At 59.7% G+C, this 18,620-nt stretch carries 16 protein-coding genes and 1 riboswitch; of the genes, 12 read left to right on the top strand and 4 right to left on the bottom strand.

The window, feature by feature from the left end; genetic code table 11:
* Positions 1-16 precede the first annotated feature (16 nt).
* The 5 genes from hutI to hutH all read left to right on the top strand — a co-directional run bounded on the left by hutI (position 17) and on the right by hutH (position 6,261).
* Positions 17-1,240 (top strand): imidazolonepropionase, encoded by a 1,224-nt coding sequence (hutI, locus tag V1587_RS08975; protein WP_371898865.1) that lies wholly within the window; start codon positions 17-19, stop codon positions 1,238-1,240.
* Positions 1,237-2,175: a formimidoylglutamase gene (gene hutG / locus V1587_RS08980; RefSeq protein WP_371898864.1), complete on the top strand. Its 939-nt coding sequence runs from the start codon at positions 1,237-1,239 to the stop codon at positions 2,173-2,175. Before hutI ends, hutG begins: the two co-directional genes overlap by 4 nt.
* Before the next feature lie 19 nt (positions 2,176-2,194).
* Positions 2,195-2,929 carry a histidine utilization repressor gene (locus V1587_RS08985; protein WP_371898863.1) on the top strand — a complete coding sequence of 245 codons (735 nt, stop codon included), beginning with the start codon at positions 2,195-2,197 and terminating at the stop codon, positions 2,927-2,929.
* Between the two features lie 126 nt (positions 2,930-3,055).
* Positions 3,056-4,741, top strand: a complete 1,686-nt coding sequence (gene hutU, locus V1587_RS08990; protein WP_371898862.1) for a urocanate hydratase — start codon at positions 3,056-3,058, stop codon at positions 4,739-4,741.
* Positions 4,741-6,261, top strand: coding sequence for a histidine ammonia-lyase (gene hutH / locus V1587_RS08995; RefSeq protein WP_371898861.1), 1,521 nt, complete (start codon positions 4,741-4,743; stop codon positions 6,259-6,261). Before hutU ends, hutH begins: the two co-directional genes overlap by 1 nt.
* Before the next feature lie 83 nt (positions 6,262-6,344).
* Here the strand turns inward: hutH and V1587_RS09000 are convergent, their stop codons facing one another.
* Together V1587_RS09000 and bioA are read right to left on the bottom strand one after the other, a co-directional pair.
* Entirely contained in the window at positions 6,345-6,821 is a 477-nt protein-coding gene (locus V1587_RS09000) for a kinase inhibitor (RefSeq protein WP_008501131.1), read from the bottom strand.
* A 48-nt stretch (positions 6,822-6,869) separates the two neighbouring features.
* The gene (gene bioA / locus V1587_RS09005; RefSeq protein ID WP_395314566.1) at positions 6,870-8,159 is read right to left on the bottom strand and encodes an adenosylmethionine--8-amino-7-oxononanoate transaminase; all 1,290 of its coding nucleotides are present in this window, start codon (positions 8,157-8,159) and stop codon (positions 6,870-6,872) included.
* 86 nt (positions 8,160-8,245) lie between these two features.
* Between bioA and bioB the strand changes: the two genes are divergently transcribed.
* The 4 genes from bioB to bioD are packed head-to-tail and all read left to right on the top strand — an operon-like array spanning position 8,246 to position 11,873.
* Positions 8,246-9,286: a biotin synthase BioB gene (gene bioB, locus V1587_RS09010; RefSeq protein WP_008501133.1), complete on the top strand. Its 1,041-nt coding sequence runs from the start codon at positions 8,246-8,248 to the stop codon at positions 9,284-9,286.
* Complete coding sequence (gene bioF, locus V1587_RS09015) at positions 9,283-10,440, top strand: 8-amino-7-oxononanoate synthase (protein WP_371898859.1); 1,158 nt, start codon at positions 9,283-9,285, stop codon at positions 10,438-10,440. The genes bioB and bioF overlap by 4 nt, the downstream gene beginning before the upstream one ends.
* Positions 10,424-11,179 carry a malonyl-ACP O-methyltransferase BioC gene (gene bioC, locus V1587_RS09020; RefSeq protein ID WP_371898858.1) on the top strand — a complete coding sequence of 252 codons (756 nt, stop codon included), beginning with the start codon at positions 10,424-10,426 and terminating at the stop codon, positions 11,177-11,179. The genes bioF and bioC overlap by 17 nt, the downstream gene beginning before the upstream one ends.
* A complete protein-coding gene (gene bioD / locus V1587_RS09025) occupies positions 11,172-11,873 on the top strand; it encodes a dethiobiotin synthase (protein ID WP_395314567.1) in 702 nt (233 codons plus the stop codon). Before bioC ends, bioD begins: the two co-directional genes overlap by 8 nt.
* On the opposite strand, the gene V1587_RS09030 is transcribed toward bioD, so the two are convergent.
* Complete coding sequence (locus V1587_RS09030; RefSeq protein ID WP_371898856.1) at positions 11,836-12,558, bottom strand: ABC transporter ATP-binding protein; 723 nt, start codon at positions 12,556-12,558, stop codon at positions 11,836-11,838. The genes bioD and V1587_RS09030 overlap by 38 nt on opposite strands.
* A gap of 752 nt (positions 12,559-13,310) precedes the next feature.
* On the opposite strand from V1587_RS09030, the gene uvrB reads away from it, so the two are divergent.
* On the top strand, positions 13,311-15,326 hold the full coding sequence (gene uvrB, locus V1587_RS09035) for an excinuclease ABC subunit UvrB (protein ID WP_371898855.1): 2,016 nt from the start codon (positions 13,311-13,313) through the stop codon (positions 15,324-15,326).
* 509 nt (positions 15,327-15,835) lie between these two features.
* Here the strand turns inward: uvrB and yvcK are convergent.
* Positions 15,836-16,744 carry a uridine diphosphate-N-acetylglucosamine-binding protein YvcK gene (gene yvcK, locus V1587_RS09040; protein WP_371898854.1) on the bottom strand — a complete coding sequence of 303 codons (909 nt, stop codon included), beginning with the start codon at positions 16,742-16,744 and terminating at the stop codon, positions 15,836-15,838.
* A gap of 225 nt (positions 16,745-16,969) precedes the next feature.
* Positions 16,970-17,103: riboswitch (molybdenum cofactor riboswitch) on the top strand.
* On the opposite strand from yvcK, the gene moaA reads away from it, so the two are divergent.
* On the top strand, positions 17,091-18,080 hold the full coding sequence (moaA, locus tag V1587_RS09045; RefSeq protein WP_048222132.1) for a GTP 3',8-cyclase MoaA: 990 nt from the start codon (positions 17,091-17,093) through the stop codon (positions 18,078-18,080). It overlaps the preceding riboswitch by 13 nt.
* 24 nt (positions 18,081-18,104) lie before the next feature.
* Positions 18,105-18,617 carry a molybdenum cofactor biosynthesis protein B gene (gene moaB / locus V1587_RS09050; RefSeq protein WP_045403780.1) on the top strand — a complete coding sequence of 171 codons (513 nt, stop codon included), beginning with the start codon at positions 18,105-18,107 and terminating at the stop codon, positions 18,615-18,617.
* The last annotated feature ends 3 nt before the right edge of the window (positions 18,618-18,620 follow it).

The following is an 18,620-nucleotide window of genomic DNA, read 5'->3' on the forward strand; positions in this document are numbered from 1 at the left end:
GACAAGTGGAACGCCCATGCAGCAGATTCATCCCGACGATGTGATATGGCGAAACGCGCGACTGGCTACGATGGCGCCTGACGTCTGTGCGCCCTATGGACTGAAAGAGCAACACGCCCTGGTTGTACGCGGCCACACCCTTCTGGCCGTGATCCCTGAATCTGACATTCCGGCCGGACACCGGCACTGTGTCGATCTTCAGGGGCGTCTGGTCACGCCTGGCCTGATTGACTGCCATACCCACCTGGTATTTGGCGGCGATCGCGCGGCGGAGTGGGAGCAGCGTCTGAACGGCGTCTCTTATCAAACCATCAGCGCCCAGGGGGGCGGGATTAACGCTACCGTGACGGCGACGCGCAGCAGCTCGCCCGAAACCCTGCTTGAGCTGGCGCAGCAGCGGCTTCAGCGTCTGATGAATGAAGGCGTCACTACGGTTGAAATCAAATCCGGATACGGTCTCAACGCCGAGGCCGAAGAGAAGATGCTGCAGGTCGCTCGCCAGCTGAGCCTTAATAATCCGGTTGATATCAGCCCAACGCTGCTGGCGGCGCATGCGGTTCCGCCGGAATACCGACTGGATCCGGATGCGTACCTCACGCTGGTCTGTGAGCAGATATTGCCCACGCTGTGGCAAAAAAAGTTATACGAAGCAGTAGACGTGTTCTGCGAAAACGTCGGCTTTACGCCGTCGCAAACCGAGCGCCTCTTTAAGGCGGCAGCCGCGCTCGGTATCCCGGTAAAAGGGCATGTCGAGCAGCTGTCAAATCAGGGCGGTGCGGCGCTGGTCAGCCGGTATAAGGGACTCTCCGCCGATCATATCGAATATCTCGACGACGCGGGCGTTCAGGCGATGGCGGAAAGCGGCACGGTTGCGGTCCTGTTGCCGGGGGCGTTCTATTTTCTGCAGGAGCGCCAGCGTCCGCCGGTGGAACGGCTCAGAAAACAGGGGGTACCGATGGCCGTCGCGACCGACTATAACCCCGGCACCAGCCCGTTTGCCAGCCTGCACCTGGCGATGAACATGGCCTGCGTCCAGTTTGGCCTGACGCCTGAAGAGGCCTGGGCTGGCGTCACGCGGCATGCCGCGCAGGCGCTGGGCCGCGGTGAAACCCACGGACAGTTGCGGGCAGGGTTTGTCGCTGATTTCGTCGTCTGGGATGCGCACCATCCGGTAGAGATGGTCTACGAGCCGGGACGAAATCCGCTGTATCAACGTATTTTCCGTGGGGAGGCAGCATGAGATTATGGCGGCCCGTAGCCGAAACGGTCTGGCAGGGGCGCGACGACAGCGCCGAGGCCAGCAATGCAAAGCGAATTTTCCAGACGATAAAGCAGCAGGGGCAGTTCACGCCGCTTCCATCCGGCATCGCGCTGATAGGCTTTGAATGTGATGCAGGGGTTAAACGCAATCAGGGCAGGCCTGGCGCCGTGCAGGCACCGGATATGCTGCGAAAAGCGCTGGCGAATATGGCAAGCCATCAGGGGCACGAGCGGCTGGCGGATATGGGCTCGGTATACGTTGAAGGCGACGAGCTGGAAGCGGCGCAGCAGGCGTTAAGCGATGCCGTCACGGCCTGTCAGCAGTCCGGGATGCGTACGCTGGTCTTTGGCGGCGGGCACGAAACCGCCTGGGCGCACGGTCGCGGCGTGCTGGACGCCTTCCCGAACGAGCGGGTTGTCATTATCAATCTTGATGCCCATCTCGATCTGCGCAAGGCCGACCGGGCAACGTCCGGCACTCCGTTTCGCCAGCTGGCGCATTACTGCGATGAGCGCGGGCGGGCATTTCAGTACGCCTGCTTTGGCGTGAGCCGGGCGGCGAACACGCAGGCTTTGTGGGATGAGGCCGAACGCCTGAACGTCACGCTGGTGGAAGATCTCCATTTCAGGCGCGATGCACTGTTCGCGCTGGAAAAGGTGCTGGCGCAGGCCGATCGCGTCTACCTGACGATCGATCTGGACGTGCTGCCCGCCAGCGAAATGCCCGCCGTGTCCGCGCCGGCTGCGTTAGGCATACCGGCGCTGGATCTTCTCCTGGTTATCGAACAAATCTGCCGTAGCGGTAAGCTACAGGCCGCCGATCTGGTAGAGTTTAACCCGCAGTACGATCGGGACGGACAGGGCGCAAAGCTTGCCGCCCGTCTGGCCTGGCAAATTGCTCACTGGTGGGCATAACACTATTCAAGGAGTCACGATGTTTTCACGCTCACCCCTGCCGCAGTCAAGCTCTCCCGCGCCTTTCTACGAAAAGGTAAAGCAGGCGATCAGCGAAAAAATCGCCACCGGCGTCTGGCGGCCGCACGATCGCATTCCCTCGGAGGCTGAGCTGGTGGCGCAGTTTGGTTTTAGCCGGATGACCGTCAACCGGGCGCTGCGCGAGCTGACCGACGAAGGGCTTCTGGTACGCCTGCAGGGCGTGGGGACATTTGTGGCGGAACCGAAAGGGCAGTCTGCCCTGTTTGAAATCCGCAGCATCGCGGACGAAATTGCCGCGCGTAATCATCAGCACCGCTGTGAGGTACTGGTGCTCGAAGAGACCCAGGCCAGCGCCGAGCAGGCGGTAGAGCTGAATGTCAAAGAGGGAAGCCGCATCTTCCACTCGGTGATGGTGCATTTTGAGAACGACATTCCGGTGCAGATTGAAGATCGCTGCGTTAACGCCGAACGGATACCGGACTACCTGAACCAGGATTACACCCAGACTACGCCTCACGCCTATCTTTCGCTTGTCGCACCGCTGACGGAAGGAGAGCACATTGTGGAAGCCGTGCGCGCCACGCCGCAGGAGTGCGAGCGGCTGCGCATTAAAGAGCACGATCCGTGCCTGCTGATCCGCCGTCGAACCTGGTCCTCGTCGCACATTGTGTCGCATGCCCGGCTGCTTTTCCCGGGGAACCGCTATCGGCTTCAGGGCCACTTTATGTCATAAGTTTTAAAAGCGTGATAGCTAACGCAATATAACAAAATTGTATCTTTTTTGTTAAATCCGACCTTGTGTGTGCTTGTCTATACAAGTATATCTAAATACATCACTGTCCCGTATGAGGAGCACACAATGTCGTCAGGTAAATACCGCCAGCAGGATGTCCGCGCCGCGCGCGGCACCACTCTCACCGCCAAAAGCTGGCTCACCGAAGCCCCGCTGCGCATGTTGATGAACAACCTTGACCCTGAGGTGGCGGAGAACCCCCACGAGCTGGTGGTCTACGGCGGCATTGGCCGCGCCGCGCGCAACTGGGAATGCTATGACGCAATTGTAAAATCCCTGACCGAACTCGAACACGACGAAACCCTGCTGGTGCAGTCCGGCAAGCCGGTTGGCGTGTTTAAAACGCACAAAAACGCGCCGCGCGTGCTGATCGCCAACTCTAACCTCGTGCCGCACTGGGCAACGTGGGAACACTTCAACGAACTGGACGCAAAAGGGCTGGCGATGTATGGCCAGATGACCGCGGGTAGCTGGATCTATATCGGCAGCCAGGGGATTGTGCAGGGCACCTACGAAACCTTCGTGGAAGCCGGTCGCCAGCACTACAACGGCTCGCTGAAAGGCCGCTGGGTATTAACCGCGGGTCTCGGCGGGATGGGCGGCGCACAGCCGCTGGCCGCCACGCTTGCCGGCGCGTGCTCGCTCAATATTGAATGCCAGCAGAGCCGCATTGATTTCCGCCTGCGTACCCGCTACGTCGATGAACAGGCAACCGATCTGGACGATGCGCTGGCGCGCATCAAAAAATACACATCCGAAGGTAAAGCGGTGTCGATTGCCCTGTGCGGCAACGCGGCGGACATTCTCCCGCAGCTCGTCGCCCGCGGCGTGCGTCCGGATCTGGTTACCGACCAGACCAGCGCCCATGACCCGCTGCACGGTTACCTGCCAAAAGGCTGGACGTGGGAAGACTATCAGCAAAAAGCGGAAACCGATCCGGAAGGCACGGTGCTTGCCGCGAAACGCTCCATGGCCGAGCACGTCTCCGCCATGCTGGCCTTCAGCCAGATGGGCATTCCGACCTTTGACTACGGCAACAACATCCGCCAGATGGCGAAAGAGATGGGCGTGAGTAACGCCTTCGACTTCCCGGGCTTCGTCCCGGCCTATATCCGCCCGCTGTTCTGCCGCGGTATCGGTCCGTTCCGCTGGGTTGCCCTGTCCGGTGACCCGGAGGATATCTACAAAACCGACGCCAAAGTGAAGGAGATCGTCGCCGATGACGAACACCTGCACCACTGGCTGGACATGGCCCGCGAGCGCATTAACTTCCAGGGCCTGCCAGCGCGTATCTGCTGGGTAGGGCTGGAGTGGCGTCAAAAACTCGGCCTGGCCTTTAACGAAATGGTGCGCAGCGGTGAAGTCTCCGCGCCGATTGTCATCGGCCGCGACCACCTGGACTCCGGCTCCGTCGCCAGCCCGAACCGCGAAACCGAAGCCATGCGCGACGGCTCGGATGCGGTCTCCGACTGGCCGCTGCTGAACGCCCTGCTGAATACCGCCAGCGGCGCGACCTGGGTGTCGCTGCACCACGGCGGCGGCGTGGGGATGGGCTTCTCCCAGCATTCCGGAATGGTCATCGTCTGTGACGGAACGGATGAAGCCGCCGCGCGTATTGCTCGCGTACTGCACAACGACCCGGCCACCGGCGTGATGCGTCACGCGGATGCGGGTTATGAGATTGCCATTGACTGTGCCAAAGAGCAGGGCCTTAACCTGCCGATGATCCCTGCCACACAAGGAAAGCATTGATGAACGCATTAACACTCACTCCCGGCTCGCTGACGCTCAAACAGCTGCGTAACGTCTGGCGTCAGTCGGTCACCCTTTCGCTGGATGCAAGTGCCCAAGCCGCCATTAACGACAGCGTCGCCTGCGTCGAAGCCATCGTTGCCGAAGGGCGCACGGCCTACGGGATTAACACCGGCTTTGGGCTGCTGGCGCAGACCCGCATCGCGACACACGATCTGGAAAACTTACAGCGTTCGCTGGTGCTGTCGCACGCGGCGGGTGTGGGTCAGCCGCTGGATGATGAGATTGTCCGTCTGATGATGGTTCTCAAAATCAACAGCCTGGCGCGCGGCTTTTCCGGCATTCGCCTGAGCGTGATTCAGGCGCTGATGGCGCTGGTGAATGCGGAGGTCTATCCGTGGATCCCGGCGAAGGGTTCCGTCGGGGCTTCCGGCGATCTTGCGCCGCTGGCCCACATGTCGCTGCTGCTGCTGGGCGAAGGCAAAGCGCGCTGGCAGGGCGAGTGGCTTCCGGCGAAAGAGGCGCTGAAAAAAGCTGGCTTAACGCCGATCACACTGGCGGCGAAAGAGGGGCTGGCGCTGCTGAACGGCACCCAGGCGTCGACCGCCTTCGCGCTGCGCGGCCTGTTTGAAGCGGAAGATCTGTTTGCCTCGGCGGTGGTATGCGGTGCGCTGACAACCGAAGCCGTGCTGGGCTCGCGTCGGCCGTTCGATGCCCGCATCCACGAGGTGCGCGGTCAGCGCGGGCAGATTGATGCCGCCGCGATGTACCGTCACGTGCTTACCGACACCAGCGAAATTGCCGATTCACACCATAACTGCGAGAAGGTTCAGGATCCGTATTCCCTGCGCTGCCAGCCGCAGGTGATGGGCGCGTGCCTGACGCAGCTGCGCCAGGCGGCAGAGGTGCTGCTGGTGGAGGCCAACGCGGTGTCCGATAACCCGCTGGTGTTCGCCGAGGAAAACGAGGTGGTCTCCGGCGGTAACTTCCACGCCGAGCCGGTGGCAATGGCGGCGGATAATATCGCCCTGGCGATTGCCGAAGTCGGCGCGTTATCAGAGCGCCGTATCGCGCTGATGATGGATAAACACATGTCCCAGCTGCCGCCGTTCCTGGTGCGTAACGGCGGGGTCAACTCGGGCTTTATGATTGCTCAGGTGACGGCCGCAGCGCTGGCAAGCGAGAACAAGGCGCTGTCGCATCCGCACAGCGTGGACAGCCTGCCAACGTCGGCAAACCAGGAAGATCACGTTTCGATGGCACCGGCTGCCGGGCGTCGTCTGTGGGAGATGGCCTCCAACACCCGCGGCGTGCTGGCGGTGGAATGGCTGGCGGCGAGTCAGGGTATCGATCTGCGTGAAGGGCTCAAATCCAGCCCGCTGCTGGAGCAGGCGCGTCATGCGCTGCGCGAGCATGTATCGCATTACGATGATGACCGCTTCTTTGCGCCGGATATTGATAAGGCGATGCAGCTTCTGGAAGAAGGGCGGCTGGTGGTGCTGTTGCCGCCGGTGCTGTGATTTTTGCCCGGTGGCGCTGCGCTTACTGGGCCTACGAATGCGAAATCCAGGCCGGGTAAGGCGTAGCCGCCACCCGGCTTTTTTCAGGAATACATCGCCGTAATCGACGCGCTACCCAGCGAATGGAAATGCACGTTAAACCCGACCATCGCGCCGCTCGCGCCTTCATCGACCTCAATCTTCTCCACATCCAGCGCGTGCACCGTGAAGATATAGCGGTGGGTTTCCCCTTTTGGTGGCGCCGCGCCGCCGTAGCCCGCTTTACCGAAGTCAGTGCGCGTCTGAATGGCGCCTTCAGGCAGGGCAACCAGATCTGAACCGGAGCCCTGCGGCAGGACGCGCGTGTCGGCAGGCAGGTTCGCCACAATCCAGTGCCACCAGCCGGAGCCGGTAGGCGCATCCGGGTCGTAGCAGGTCACGACAAAGCTTTTAGTGCCTGCCGGAACCTCGTCCCACGCCAGGTGCGGGGAGATATTGTCTCCCTGATACCCCATGCCGTTGAATACGTGGCGTTCCGGCAGTTTTTCACCGTCGCGCAGATCTTTACTGATGATTTTCATACGGTTTACCCTCGTTAATCACTCGTTCTGCAAGTGTAATGCATAGGGCTAAATCGTGAAATGCGCGGGAATGTTAACGGCTGTTACGACCGCGTCGGTTAATTTACGCAGCTGCTCCGGGGTAATGCTGTACGGCGGCATCAGGTAGATAAGCTTGCCGAAAGGCCGGACCCACACGCCCTGTTCCACGAAGAAGCGCTGCAGCGCCGCCATATTCACCTGATGGGTGGTTTCAATCACGCCGATGGCGCCCAGCACGCGCACGTCCGCCACGAAATTCGCACCCGAGGCGGCATTCAGCTCATCTTTCAGCTGCGCCTCAATCGCCGCCACCTGCGTCTGCCACTCGCCGCTCTCCAGAATGGCCAGGCTTTCGCTTGCGACGGCGCAGGCCAGCGGGTTGCCCATAAACGTCGGGCCGTGCATAAAGCAGCCCGCCTCGCCGTCGCTGATGGTGTCGGCAACCTGGCGGGTCGTGAGCGCGGCGGAGAGCGTCATGGTGCCGCCGGTCAGCGCTTTACCCAGACACAGAATATCCGGGGCGATACCCGCATGCTCGCAGGCAAACAGCTTGCCGGTGCGGCCAAAGCCGGTGGCGATCTCATCGGCAATCAGCAGAATGCCCTCGCGGTCGCACATCCTGCGAATACGCCTCAGCCATTCCGGATGGTACATCCGCATTCCGCCCGCGCCCTGCACGATCGGTTCAAGAATGACGGCAGCAATTTCGTGACGATGCGCTGCCATCAGCCGCGCGAAGCCGACCATGTCCATCTCGTTCCACTCGCCGTCGAAGCGGCTCTGCGGCGCAGGGGCGAACAGGTTTTCCGGCAGATACCCCTTCCACAGGCTGTGCATGGAGTTATCCGGATCGCACACCGACATCGCCCCGAAGGTATCCCCGTGATAGCCGTTGCGGAAGGTGAGGAACCGCTGGCGCGTTTCGCCCTTCGCATGCCAGTACTGCAGCGCCATTTTCATCGCCACTTCCACCGCCACGGAGCCGGAGTCGGCCAGGAACACGCACTCCAGCGATTCAGGCGTCATCGCCACCAGACGGCGGCATAAATCTACGGCGGGCTGATGGGTGATCCCGCCAAACATCACGTGCGACATCTGGTCAATCTGCGCCTTCATCGCCGCATTCAGGCGCGGGTGGTTATACCCGTGAATGGCCGCCCACCAGGAAGACATCCCGTCAACGAGCCGCTCGCCGCTGGCGAGGTGCAGCTCGCAGCCGTGGGCCGAGGCCACCGGATAGACGGGAAGGGGGCGGGTGGTGGAGGTGTAAGGGTGCCAGATATGCTGCTTGTCGAAGGCGAGATCGTCCTGGGTCATAATCGACTTGTAAACCATTTTGAAAAGTTTTAGGTTTACGAGTATAAACCGAACCGAAAATTAACAAAACCCTTTGGAGAAGCCCGATGGCTCACCACGCACGCTGGACGATGTCGCAAGTCACTGAATTATTCAATAAACCTTTCCTTGAGCTGATGTTCGAAGCCCAACAGGTGCATCGTCAGCACTTCGATCCTCGCCATGTTCAGGTCAGCACGCTGCTGTCGATCAAGACCGGCGCCTGCCCCGAAGACTGCAAATATTGCCCGCAGAGCGCGCGCTACAAAACCGGTCTGGAGTCAGAGCGCCTGATGGAAGTGGAGCAGGTCCTCGACTCCGCGCGCAAGGCGAAAAACGCCGGCTCGACCCGCTTCTGCATGGGCGCGGCGTGGAAAAACCCGCACGATCGCGACATGCCGTACCTGGAGCAGATGGTGAAGGGCGTGAAGGAGATGGGTCTCGAAGCCTGTATGACCCTCGGTACGCTCAACGAAGAGCAGGCGCAGCGCCTCTCGGCCGCGGGGCTGGACTACTACAACCACAACCTCGATACCTCTCCGGAGTTTTACGGCAACATCATCACCACCCGTACCTATCAGGAGCGTCTGGACACGCTGGATAAAGTGCGCGACGCGGGAATCAAGGTCTGTTCCGGCGGCATCGTGGGCTTAGGCGAAACGGTGAAAGACCGCGCGGGCCTGCTGCTGCAGCTGGCGAACCTGCCGACCCCGCCGGAAAGCGTGCCAATCAACATGCTGGTGAAGGTCAAGGGTACGCCGCTGGCGGATAACGAGGACGTGGATGCGTTTGATTTTATTCGCACCATCGCGGTGGCGCGCATCATGATGCCGACCTCTTACGTTCGCCTCTCGGCGGGCCGCGAGCAGATGAACGAGCAGACCCAGGCGATGTGCTTTATGGCCGGAGCCAACTCCATCTTCTACGGCTGCAAGCTGCTGACCACGCCGAACCCGGAAGAGGACAAAGACGTTCAGCTGTTCCGCAAGCTGGGGTTGAACCCGCATCAGACCGAAGTGCTGACGGGCGATAACGAGCAACAGCAGCAGCTGGAGCAGCAGATTTTCAACGCCGACACCGACCAGTTCTACAACGCGGCAGCCGTATGACCTGGCAGGCACGTATCAACTCTGCGCTCGACGACCGTCGGGCGGCAGAGGCATTTCGCGTTCGCAGGGTGGTTGAAAACGGCGCGGGCCGTTTTCTTACCCGTGAAGGCCAGCGGTTCTGCAATTTCTCCAGCAACGATTATCTCGGGCTGAGCCAGCATCCGGCCATCATCCGTGCCTGGCAGCAGGGCGCTGAGCGGTTTGGCGTGGGAAGCGGCGGATCGGGACACGTCAGCGGATACACCACGGCGCATCAGGCGCTGGAAGAGGCGCTTGCCGACTGGCTCGGCTACCCGCGCGCGCTGCTGTTTATCTCCGGCTTTGCCGCCAATCAGGCGGTCATTACGGCCCTGATGGGGAAGGACGATCGCATTGTTGCCGATCGCTTAAGCCATGCGTCCCTGCTGGAGGCGGCAAATTTAAGCCCGGCTCAGCTGCGGCGTTTTGCCCATAACGATGCGGAACAGCTTGCTGCGCTGCTGGATAAACCGTGTGAAGGACAACAGCTGGCGGTCACGGAAGGGGTGTTCAGCATGGACGGCGACAGCGCGCCGCTTGCCGCGCTGCATGAGGCCGCAAAACGGCAGAATGCCTGGCTGCTGGTGGACGATGCCCACGGCGCTGGCGTAATGGGCGACGAAGGGCGAGGCAGCGCGTATCAGCAAAACGTGAAGCCGGAACTGCTGATTGTCACCTTCGGCAAAGGCTTTGGCGTCAGCGGCGCCGCCGTGCTGTGCAGCGAATCCGTTGCCGACTATCTGCTGCAGTTTGCCCGACACCTGATTTACAGCACCAGCATGCCCCCGGCGCAGGCCGTGGCGCTGTCGGCGTCGCTGGCGGTCATCCGCAGCGCGGAAGGGGATGAGCGTCGCCAGCGTCTGGCAGAGCATATCTCTCGCTTCTGCCAGGGGTTAGCGGTGCTGCCCTTCCGCAGTCCCGATTCGCAGAGCGCTATCCAGCCGGTGATTGTCGGCGAAAACGGCCGCGCGCTGGCGCTGGCACAGGCGCTGCGCGAGCGCGGCATGTGGGTGACCGCCATCCGTCCGCCCACCGTGCCGCCGGGCACGGCGCGGCTACGCTTAACCCTGACGGCGGCGCATGAACGACAGGATATTGAGACGTTGCTGGAGGCGCTCCATGATGCCGGTGAATAAGCAGGCCATCGCGGCGGCATTTGGTCGCGCCGCGCAGAGCTATTCGCAGCATGATGAGCTGCAGCGTCTGAGCGCGCAGGGGCTTCTTGCCGCCCTTGGCGAGAACCGTTTTCCACAGGTGCTGGACGCCGGCTGTGGTCCCGGCAGCAACAGCCGCTACTGGCGCGGGGCGGGAAGCCAGGTGACGGCTATCGATCTCTCCGCCCGGATGCTGGAAGAGGCGCGTCAGCGGCAGGCTGCAGATCGTTATCTGCTGGCCGATATCGAGGCGATCCCGCTGGCGGACGCGCAGTTTGATCTGGTCTGGAGCCATCTGGCGGTTCAGTGGTGCAGCAGCCTGCCGCAGGCCTTGCGCGAGCTTTATCGCGTGGCGCGACCGGGTGGGAAGGTGGCTTTTACCACCCTGCTGGAAAGTTCGCTGCCGGAGCTGAATCAGGCCTGGCAGGCGGTCGATGAACAGCCGCACGCTAACCGGTTCTTATCGCATCAGCAGGTGACGCAGGCGCTGGCAGGCTGGCGCGCTCGCAGCGTGGTGCAGACCATCACGCTCAATTTTAGCGATGCGTTCAGCGCCATGCGTTCGCTGAAGGGCATAGGCGCCACGCACCTGCATACCGGACGCGAGAAAAAACCGCTCACCCGGGGGCAGCTGCAGCGCCTTGAGCTGGCTTGGCCGCAGCAGCGGGGTCAATTCCCGCTCTCCTATCAACTTTTTCATGGGATTATCGAACGTGACTGAACGTTATTTTGTTACCGGCACGGACACAGAAGTGGGCAAAACGGTAGCCAGTTCGGCGCTGCTGCAGGCGGCACGGCTGCTCGGAAAAAACACCGCCGGGTATAAGCCTGTAGCTTCCGGCAGCGAGATGACGGCGGAAGGGTTACGCAACACCGACGCGCTGGCGCTCCAGCGTAACAGCACGTGTGAGCTTGCCTATTCCGCGGTGAATCCGTACACCTTTGCCGAGCCGACCTCGCCGCACATTATCAGCGCTGACGAAGGTCGTCCGATTGATTTTGCCGTACTGTCCGCCGGATTGCGGACGCTGGAAAATCAGGCCGACTGGGTGCTGGTGGAAGGGGCCGGCGGCTGGTTTACGCCGCTTTCAGACGCGCAGACGTTTGCTGACTGGGTGCAGGCCGAGCAGCTTCCGGTCATTCTTGTCGTCGGCGTCAAGCTGGGCTGTATCAATCACGCCATGTTGACCGCGCAGGCCGTACAGCAGGCCGGACTACGTCTGGCGGGCTGGATAGCCAACGACGTGGTTGCGCCGGGTAAACGCCATCAGGAGTATCTGGCGACGCTCAGGCGTGTCCTTCCCGCGCCGTGCCTCGGGGAGATTCCCTGGCTTGCTGACGGCGCGGAAAATGCCGAAACCGGACGTTATCTCGATCTCAGCGTTTTGCTTCCCGCGACATCCAGTGAGCGATAAGCTCATCATCCAGTTCGTTAACGTGGCCCTGCGCCACGTTACGCCCGCGATAGAGCATACAGAAACGGTCCGCCACCCGGCGGATAAACGACAGCTGCTGCTCGGCTAATAACACCGTCATACCCAGCTCCCGGTTTAATCGTCCCAGCAGCTGCACCAGCTTCTGGGCAACGCTGTGCCCAGCGCCGTGCAGGGGTTCATCCAGGATCAGCAGGTGAGGGCGGTTTACCAGCGCATTAGCCAGCGCCAGCTGATACTGGTGGTCCGGAGAGAGCGTGTTGGCGCGGGTTTGTCGCACCCCATAGAGCGCCGGAAACAGATCGTAAACGTCATTTTTCGCCTCCGGGTTAGGTTTCCCCGTCGCCCGCATGGCGATATGCAGGTTCTCCTCAATCGTTAGCTGAGAGAAGATCCGCCTGTCCTGCGAGACATAGCCAATCCCCGGTCCGGAGCGCTGTTCTGACGGCGGGTTGAGCAAATCGCGCGGCGGCGCGCCCGCCTCATACCAGATGATGCTGCCGCTTTCGACGGGCACTTTCCCGGCGATGCAATTCATGAGGGTGGTTTTACCCATGCCCGGCAGGCCAACGACGCCTGTACACATCCCTTGCGGAAAATCTAAATCCACATTCCATAGCGTATGTTGACTTCCGTAAAACTGATTCACTGCACGCAGACTCAACATCTTTCTCTCCTTAAAAATGTGTGTAGGTGTGGCTCGTCGTTCAATCTGCAAAACCCCTGCCATAAAGCGGAAAGTGATTAAAAAAGCGGCTTTTTTAGGAATAAGTCACAGAAGCGCGGTGGATAAAAACCGGGATTGCACATCGACGGTGCCAGCGGTGGTGAGTTGTGGTGCAGAGCCCGAAATGGTGGAAATGTGAGCAAGATCGCATCGGTTGGTTATGAATGACGCAACTGTTAATCAGCAAAAAATAGCTATAAAAATTTTTTGCCGCCGTCTCGTGGGAAAATCCGGGAATTTGCGGAGCGCCTGTCTGCATGGGCTGGAAGCAGTTATCCACTATTCCTGTGGATAACCTTGTGCATTAGAGTTAGAAAACACGCGATAAGCGAGAGAGGGCGCGGCTTACGCCCAAATTGACGCGAAACACGGCTTTAGAAAATATCGTTTAATTTTTAATTGCTTAGATAAAAGCAATTCCCGTCATGAAACTGTCACCGGTTGCCACAAAACTATCATTACCTGGCTTGACAAATGTTAAAAAAGAAAAAGTTCTGGGGATAACCTGACCTGACTGGTGTTTTATGTTGTCACAGTCCAAATTTTGGTCGCTCTCGCGCTAATCATTCAGGCGCTACTCTAAATATCCTGACATGCTACTGGTTTTTCATCCAGTGTTTTTTACTGGCATTCCTGGCAACAAGGAGTAAAATTACTCACCTGCCGCTTATAACGTCATCAGGTTGTCGCCCATGAGTAAACCGTTCAAATTGAATTCTGCTTTCCGTCCGTCAGGCGATCAGCCTGAGGCGATCCGTCGTCTGGAAGAGGGGCTGGAAGATGGGCTGGCGCACCAGACGCTGCTGGGGGTAACCGGCTCGGGTAAAACATTTACCATCGCCAACGTGATTGCGGATCTCCAGCGCCCCACGATGGTGCTGGCGCCCAACAAAACCCTGGCCGCGCAGCTTTACGGCGAGATGAAAGAGTTCTTCCCTGAAAACGCGGTGGAGTATTTCGTCTCCTACTACGACTACTACCAGCCTGAAGCCTATGTGCCGAGCTCTGACACCTTCATTGAAAAAGATGCCTCAGTGAACGAACACATCGAGCAGATGCGACTGTCGGCCACTAAGGCGCTTCTGGAGCGTCGTGACGTGATCGTTGTCGCCTCGGTTTCCGCGATCTACGGTCTGGGCGATCCGGATCTCTATCTCAAGATGATGCTGCACCTGACGCAGGGGATGATCATCGACCAGCGCGCTATTTTACGTCGTCTGGCGGAGCTGCAGTACACCCGCAACGATCAGGCCTTCCAGCGTGGTACGTTCCGCGTGCGCGGCGAAGTGATCGACATCTTCCCGGCAGAATCGGACGATATGGCGCTGCGCGTCGAGCTGTTTGACGAGGAGGTCGAACGCCTGTCACTCTTCGACCCGCTGACCGGACACGTTGAGTCGGTGATCCAGCGCTTCACCATCTACCCGAAAACGCACTACGTGACGCCGCGCGAGCGTATCGTGCAGGCGATGGAAGAGATCAAAGTGGAGCTGGCCGAGCGCCGTAAGGTGCTGCTGGCGAACAATAAGCTGCTCGAAGAGCAGCGCCTCAGCCAGCGTACCCAGTTCGATCTGGAGATGATGAACGAGCTGGGCTACTGCTCCGGCATCGAAAACTACTCCCGCTTCCTCTCCGGGCGCGGGCCGGGCGAGCCGCCGCCGACGCTGTTTGATTACCTTCCGGCAGACGGTTTGCTGGTGATCGACGAATCCCACGTCACGATCCCGCAGATCGGCGGGATGTACCGCGGTGACCGGGCGCGTAAAGAGACGCTGGTGGAGTACGGCTTCCGCCTGCCGTCAGCGCTGGATAACCGTCCGATGAAGTTTGAAGAGTTTGAGGCGCTGGCGCCGCAAACCATCTACGTCTCGGCCACGCCGGGCAACTACGAGCTGGAAAAATCGGGCGATGAGGTGGTTGACCAGGTGGTGCGTCCGACCGGGCTGCTGGATCCGGTTATCGAGGTGCGTCCGGTGGCCACGCAGGTAGACGATCTGCTCTCGGAAATTCGCGCCCGTTCCGCCATCAACGAGCGCGTGCTGGTGACCACGCTCACCAAGCGCATGGCGGAAGACCTGACCGAGTATCTCGAAGAGCACGGCGAGAAGGTGCGTTATCTGCACTCGGATATCGATACCGTGGAGCGCATGGAGATTATCCGCGACCTGCGTCTGGGCGAGTTTGACGTGCTGGTAGGGATCAACCTGCTGCGAGAAGGTCTGGATATGCCGGAAGTTTCGCTGGTGGCGATTCTGGACGCGGATAAAGAGGGCTTCCTGCGTTCCGAGCGTTCGCTGATTCAGACCATTGGCCGCGCCGCGCGTAACGTCAACGGTAAAGCGATTCTGTACGGTGACAAAATCACCCCGTCGATGGCGAAAGCGATTAGTGAAACGGAGCGCCGCCGCGAGAAACAGCAGCGCTACAACGAAGAGCACGGCATTACGCCGCAGGGGCTGAACAAGAAGGTGGTGGATATTCTGGCGCTGGGTCAGAACATCGCCAAAACCAAAGCGAAAGGCCGCGGCAAGGCGCGTTCAGTGGTGGAAGAAGATACCGTCGTGCTGACGCCAAAAGCGCTGCAGCAGAAAATCCGCGAGCTGGAAGGGCAGATGATGCAGCACGCGCAGAACCTGGAGTTCGAAGAGGCGGCGCAGATCCGCGACCAGCTTCATCAGCTGCGGGATCTGTTTATCGCGGCATCGTGAGTAAAGCGTTGTTTTCTCCCTCTCCCCGTGGGTTGAGGAATCCCCACAAAATAATGCGAGCACTGAACAATCCCCTCGCCCCTTTGGGGAGAGGGTTAGGGTGAGGGGAACATACGGCAGCGGTGGTCATTCCGTTCACTTTATGTTCCTTGCTACTCTGTGATTCCTGTACCGGTGAACGTGCCAGGGCGGCTCAGTCGCCGCCGCCCTGGCGACCCGGGCTCCCGGCGGTAAATCGCCGCTTCGCGGTGCTCTCGGCTTATTCCTTCCGTCTTGTCGGGTACGGGCGGAGGCAACGTCCATGTAAAGCCCGCCCTCTCGGCGCATCCCTGCGCCTCGCCCCGGCCTGCAGGAAACGCCTCAGCGATTTACAGCCGGACCAGGGCGTCACTGCAAGCCGTTCATTTTCCTGAAGCAACATTCATCGCTTCGTGTAGAGAAATTACTGGGGGTTCCTCAGCTCCGTGGGAGAGGGCCGGGGTGAGGGCATCAGGCCGCACAAAACGAATCTAACCCAGCGCCTGAATCGCCTTCTCCAGCGCCTCGCGCAGCAGATGCCGGTCGTGACGATACTTGATGTCTGAGGCCTCCAGCGGCTCCTGCACCACCAGGCGATCGCCGATACCGGATACATCCACCTTCGGCCCCACCACCACGCCGTCAATGATCTTCTTACCGACGTAATGCTCCATCAAATTGAGTTTATCCGCCAGCGACAGGCTTGCGGCTGCCGGGCTCAGCTCACGCCCCAGGTTACCGATGTAAACCATCGGGGCAGGGGTGCGGCGCAGCGCCTGCGCCAGCTCTTTCACCAGCAGAATTGGCATCAGGCTGGTATAAAAACTTCCCGGACCGATCAGGATAAGATCCGCTTCCCCGATTGCCTCCACCGCTTCTCGCGTGGCGGGCACGCTCGGATAGGTCATTAACTCCGCTGGCGGCAGGATGAGCTGGTCAATATTCACTTCACCGTAAACTTCATGCCCTTCGGCATCGATTGCCATCAAGTCTACCGGTTGTTCAGACATGGGGATTAGGAATGCGTCCACTTTGAGCAAATTACGGATTAAGTTGATGGCTTCCAGAGGCCTTACGCTCAGGTGATCCAGCGCCTTTAACATCAGATTTCCGAGGTTATGCCCGGAAAGTTCGCCATTACCGCCAAAACGGTACTCAAACATCGCCGACGCGACGCTGGGTTCGGTAATTAACTGGTTCAGGCAGTTGCGCATATCTCCCCAGGCAATGCCGCCTTCGGCACGTCTGATCCGCCCGGTTGACCCGCCGTTGTCGGTGGTGGTTACTATCCCTGTCAGCCTTGAGCCGAGTGACGACAAAGAGGACATGACGCGGCCCAGGCCGTGGCCTCCGCCAAGAGCGACCACTCGGTCAAGATCCGCAAATGTGCGATTGCGCATACGTATTCCTTATCACGTTCGATCGCGTAACAGTAACCTAACTACCCCTAAAAGACGATGCCTCACCTGATGCAAAATGACGTATATCAATGTGAAAATGCGGTTTTTAGGTATTCTGTAGCGAAAATGCAGGAATGACTCGCTATATAGATGATTATATAGCGTAAAGCGATAATGGCGCCGTAAGAATTTCCGCGCTACTATCGCCCTAACCACGTTTTCAAAATTGAAAACATACACTCTAGCCCTTGTGCCTGTGTCGAAAGATATGGCGCTCTGGCCGTGGCGAATTTGCCACCAGGGTACAGAAAGAAATGACTGTGCCTCCCGATCTGGAAAGGTGTACATGGCTTCACAACTTACTGATGCTTTCGCGCGTAAGTTTTATTACTTACGTCTGTCGATTACCGATGTGTGCAATTTCCGTTGCACCTACTGCCTGCCCGACGGCTACAAACCGGGCAGCGTCACCAATAACGGCTTTCTCTCCGTGGATGAAGTGCGCCGCGTCACGCGCGCCTTCTCTGAGCTCGGCACCGAAAAAGTGCGTCTGACCGGCGGAGAGCCCTCGCTGCGCCGCGATTTCCCCGACATCATTGCCGCCGTGCGTGAAAACGAACGTATCCGCCAGATTGCCGTCACCACCAACGGTTACCGCATGGCGCGCGACGTGGCCACCTGGCGCGATGCGGGCTTAACCGCCATTAACGTCAGCGTGGACAGTCTGGACGCCCGCCAGTTCCACGCCATTACCGGCCAGGATAAATTCCAGCAGGTCATGGACGGTATCGATGCGGCATTTGCGGCCGGCTTCGAAAAAGTCAAAGTCAACACGGTGCTGATGCGTGATGTAAACCATCACCAGCTCGATACCTTCCTGGCGTGGATTAAATCCCGCCCCATTCAGCTGCGTTTTATTGAGCTGATGGAAACCGGCGAGGGTAGCGAGCTGTTTCGTCGGCACCACATCTCCGGCATGGTGCTGCGCGACGAGCTGCTCAGGCGCGGCTGGATCCACCAGATCCGCCAGCGCAGCGACGGCCCGGCGCAGGTCTTCTGCCATCCTGATTACGAAGGGGAAATTGGGCTCATCATGCCCTATGAGAAAGACTTCTGCGCCAGCTGCAACCGCCTGCGCGTCTCTTCCGTTGGCAAGCTCCACCTTTGCCTGTTCGGCGACGGCGGCGTGGACCTTCGCGATCTGTTGGAAGACGATGCGCAGCAGGACGCGCTTGAAGCACGCATTTCTGAAGCGCTGACGCATAAAAAACAGACCCACTTCCTGCATCAGGGCAATACCGGCATTACTCAGAACCTGTCCTACATCGGCGGGTAATCAGGCTTAAGAAGGAATCAGAAGATGAGTCAGGTAAGCGCAGAATTTATCCCGACACGCATTGCTATCCTTACCGTTTCCGACCGCCGTGGCGAAGAGGATGATACCTCCGGCCACTGGCTGCGCGAGGCGGCCCATGACGCGGGGCATAACATCGTCGATAAAGCGATCGTGAAGGAGAACCGCTACGCCATTCGCGCTCAGGTTTCGCAGTGGATTGCGAGTGATGAGGTGCAGGTGGTGCTGATCACCGGCGGCACCGGCTTTACCGCAGGCGATCAGGCGCCTGAAGCGTTGCTCCCGCTGTTCGACCGCGAGGTGGAAGGCTTCGGCGAGGTGTTCCGCATGCTCTCCTTTGAAGAGATTGGCACCTCCACGCTGCAGTCGCGCGCCGTTGCCGGAGTGGCTAACAAAACCCTGATTTTCGCTATGCCGGGTTCGACGAAAGCCTGCCGCACCGCGTGGGAAAACATCATCGCCCCGCAGCTGGATGCCCGCACCCGTCCGTGTAATTTCCATCCCCATTTAAAGAAATAAGCT

The sequence above is a fragment of the Enterobacter sp. ECC-249 genome (assembly GCF_043965265.1).
Lineage (GTDB): Bacteria > Pseudomonadota > Gammaproteobacteria > Enterobacterales > Enterobacteriaceae > Enterobacter > Enterobacter quasiroggenkampii.

Excerpts from the sequence above, each read along its gene's own strand:
- uvrB (WP_371898855.1), top strand. The coding sequence starts at position 13,311 with ATGAGTAAACCGTTCAAATTGAATTCTGCTTTCCGTCCGTCAGGCGAT.
- hutH (WP_371898861.1), top strand. The coding sequence starts at position 4,741 with ATGAACGCATTAACACTCACTCCCGGCTCGCTGACGCTCAAACAGCTG.
- bioC (WP_371898858.1), top strand. The coding sequence starts at position 10,424 with ATGATGCCGGTGAATAAGCAGGCCATCGCGGCGGCATTTGGTCGCGCC.
- hutG (WP_371898864.1), top strand. The coding sequence starts at position 1,237 with ATGAGATTATGGCGGCCCGTAGCCGAAACGGTCTGGCAGGGGCGCGAC.
- moaB (WP_045403780.1), top strand. The coding sequence starts at position 18,105 with ATGAGTCAGGTAAGCGCAGAATTTATCCCGACACGCATTGCTATCCTT.
- V1587_RS09030 (WP_371898856.1), bottom strand. The coding sequence starts at position 12,558 with ATGTTGAGTCTGCGTGCAGTGAATCAGTTTTACGGAAGTCAACATACG.
- V1587_RS08985 (WP_371898863.1), top strand. The coding sequence starts at position 2,195 with ATGTTTTCACGCTCACCCCTGCCGCAGTCAAGCTCTCCCGCGCCTTTC.
- bioF (WP_371898859.1), top strand. The coding sequence starts at position 9,283 with ATGACCTGGCAGGCACGTATCAACTCTGCGCTCGACGACCGTCGGGCG.
- hutI (WP_371898865.1), top strand. The coding sequence starts at position 17 with ATGCAGCAGATTCATCCCGACGATGTGATATGGCGAAACGCGCGACTG.
- V1587_RS09000 (WP_008501131.1), bottom strand. The coding sequence starts at position 6,821 with ATGAAAATCATCAGTAAAGATCTGCGCGACGGTGAAAAACTGCCGGAA.
- bioB (WP_008501133.1), top strand. The coding sequence starts at position 8,246 with ATGGCTCACCACGCACGCTGGACGATGTCGCAAGTCACTGAATTATTC.
- moaA (WP_048222132.1), top strand. The coding sequence starts at position 17,091 with ATGGCTTCACAACTTACTGATGCTTTCGCGCGTAAGTTTTATTACTTA.
- bioA (WP_395314566.1), bottom strand. The coding sequence starts at position 8,159 with ATGACCCAGGACGATCTCGCCTTCGACAAGCAGCATATCTGGCACCCT.
- yvcK (WP_371898854.1), bottom strand. The coding sequence starts at position 16,744 with ATGCGCAATCGCACATTTGCGGATCTTGACCGAGTGGTCGCTCTTGGC.
- hutU (WP_371898862.1), top strand. The coding sequence starts at position 3,056 with ATGTCGTCAGGTAAATACCGCCAGCAGGATGTCCGCGCCGCGCGCGGC.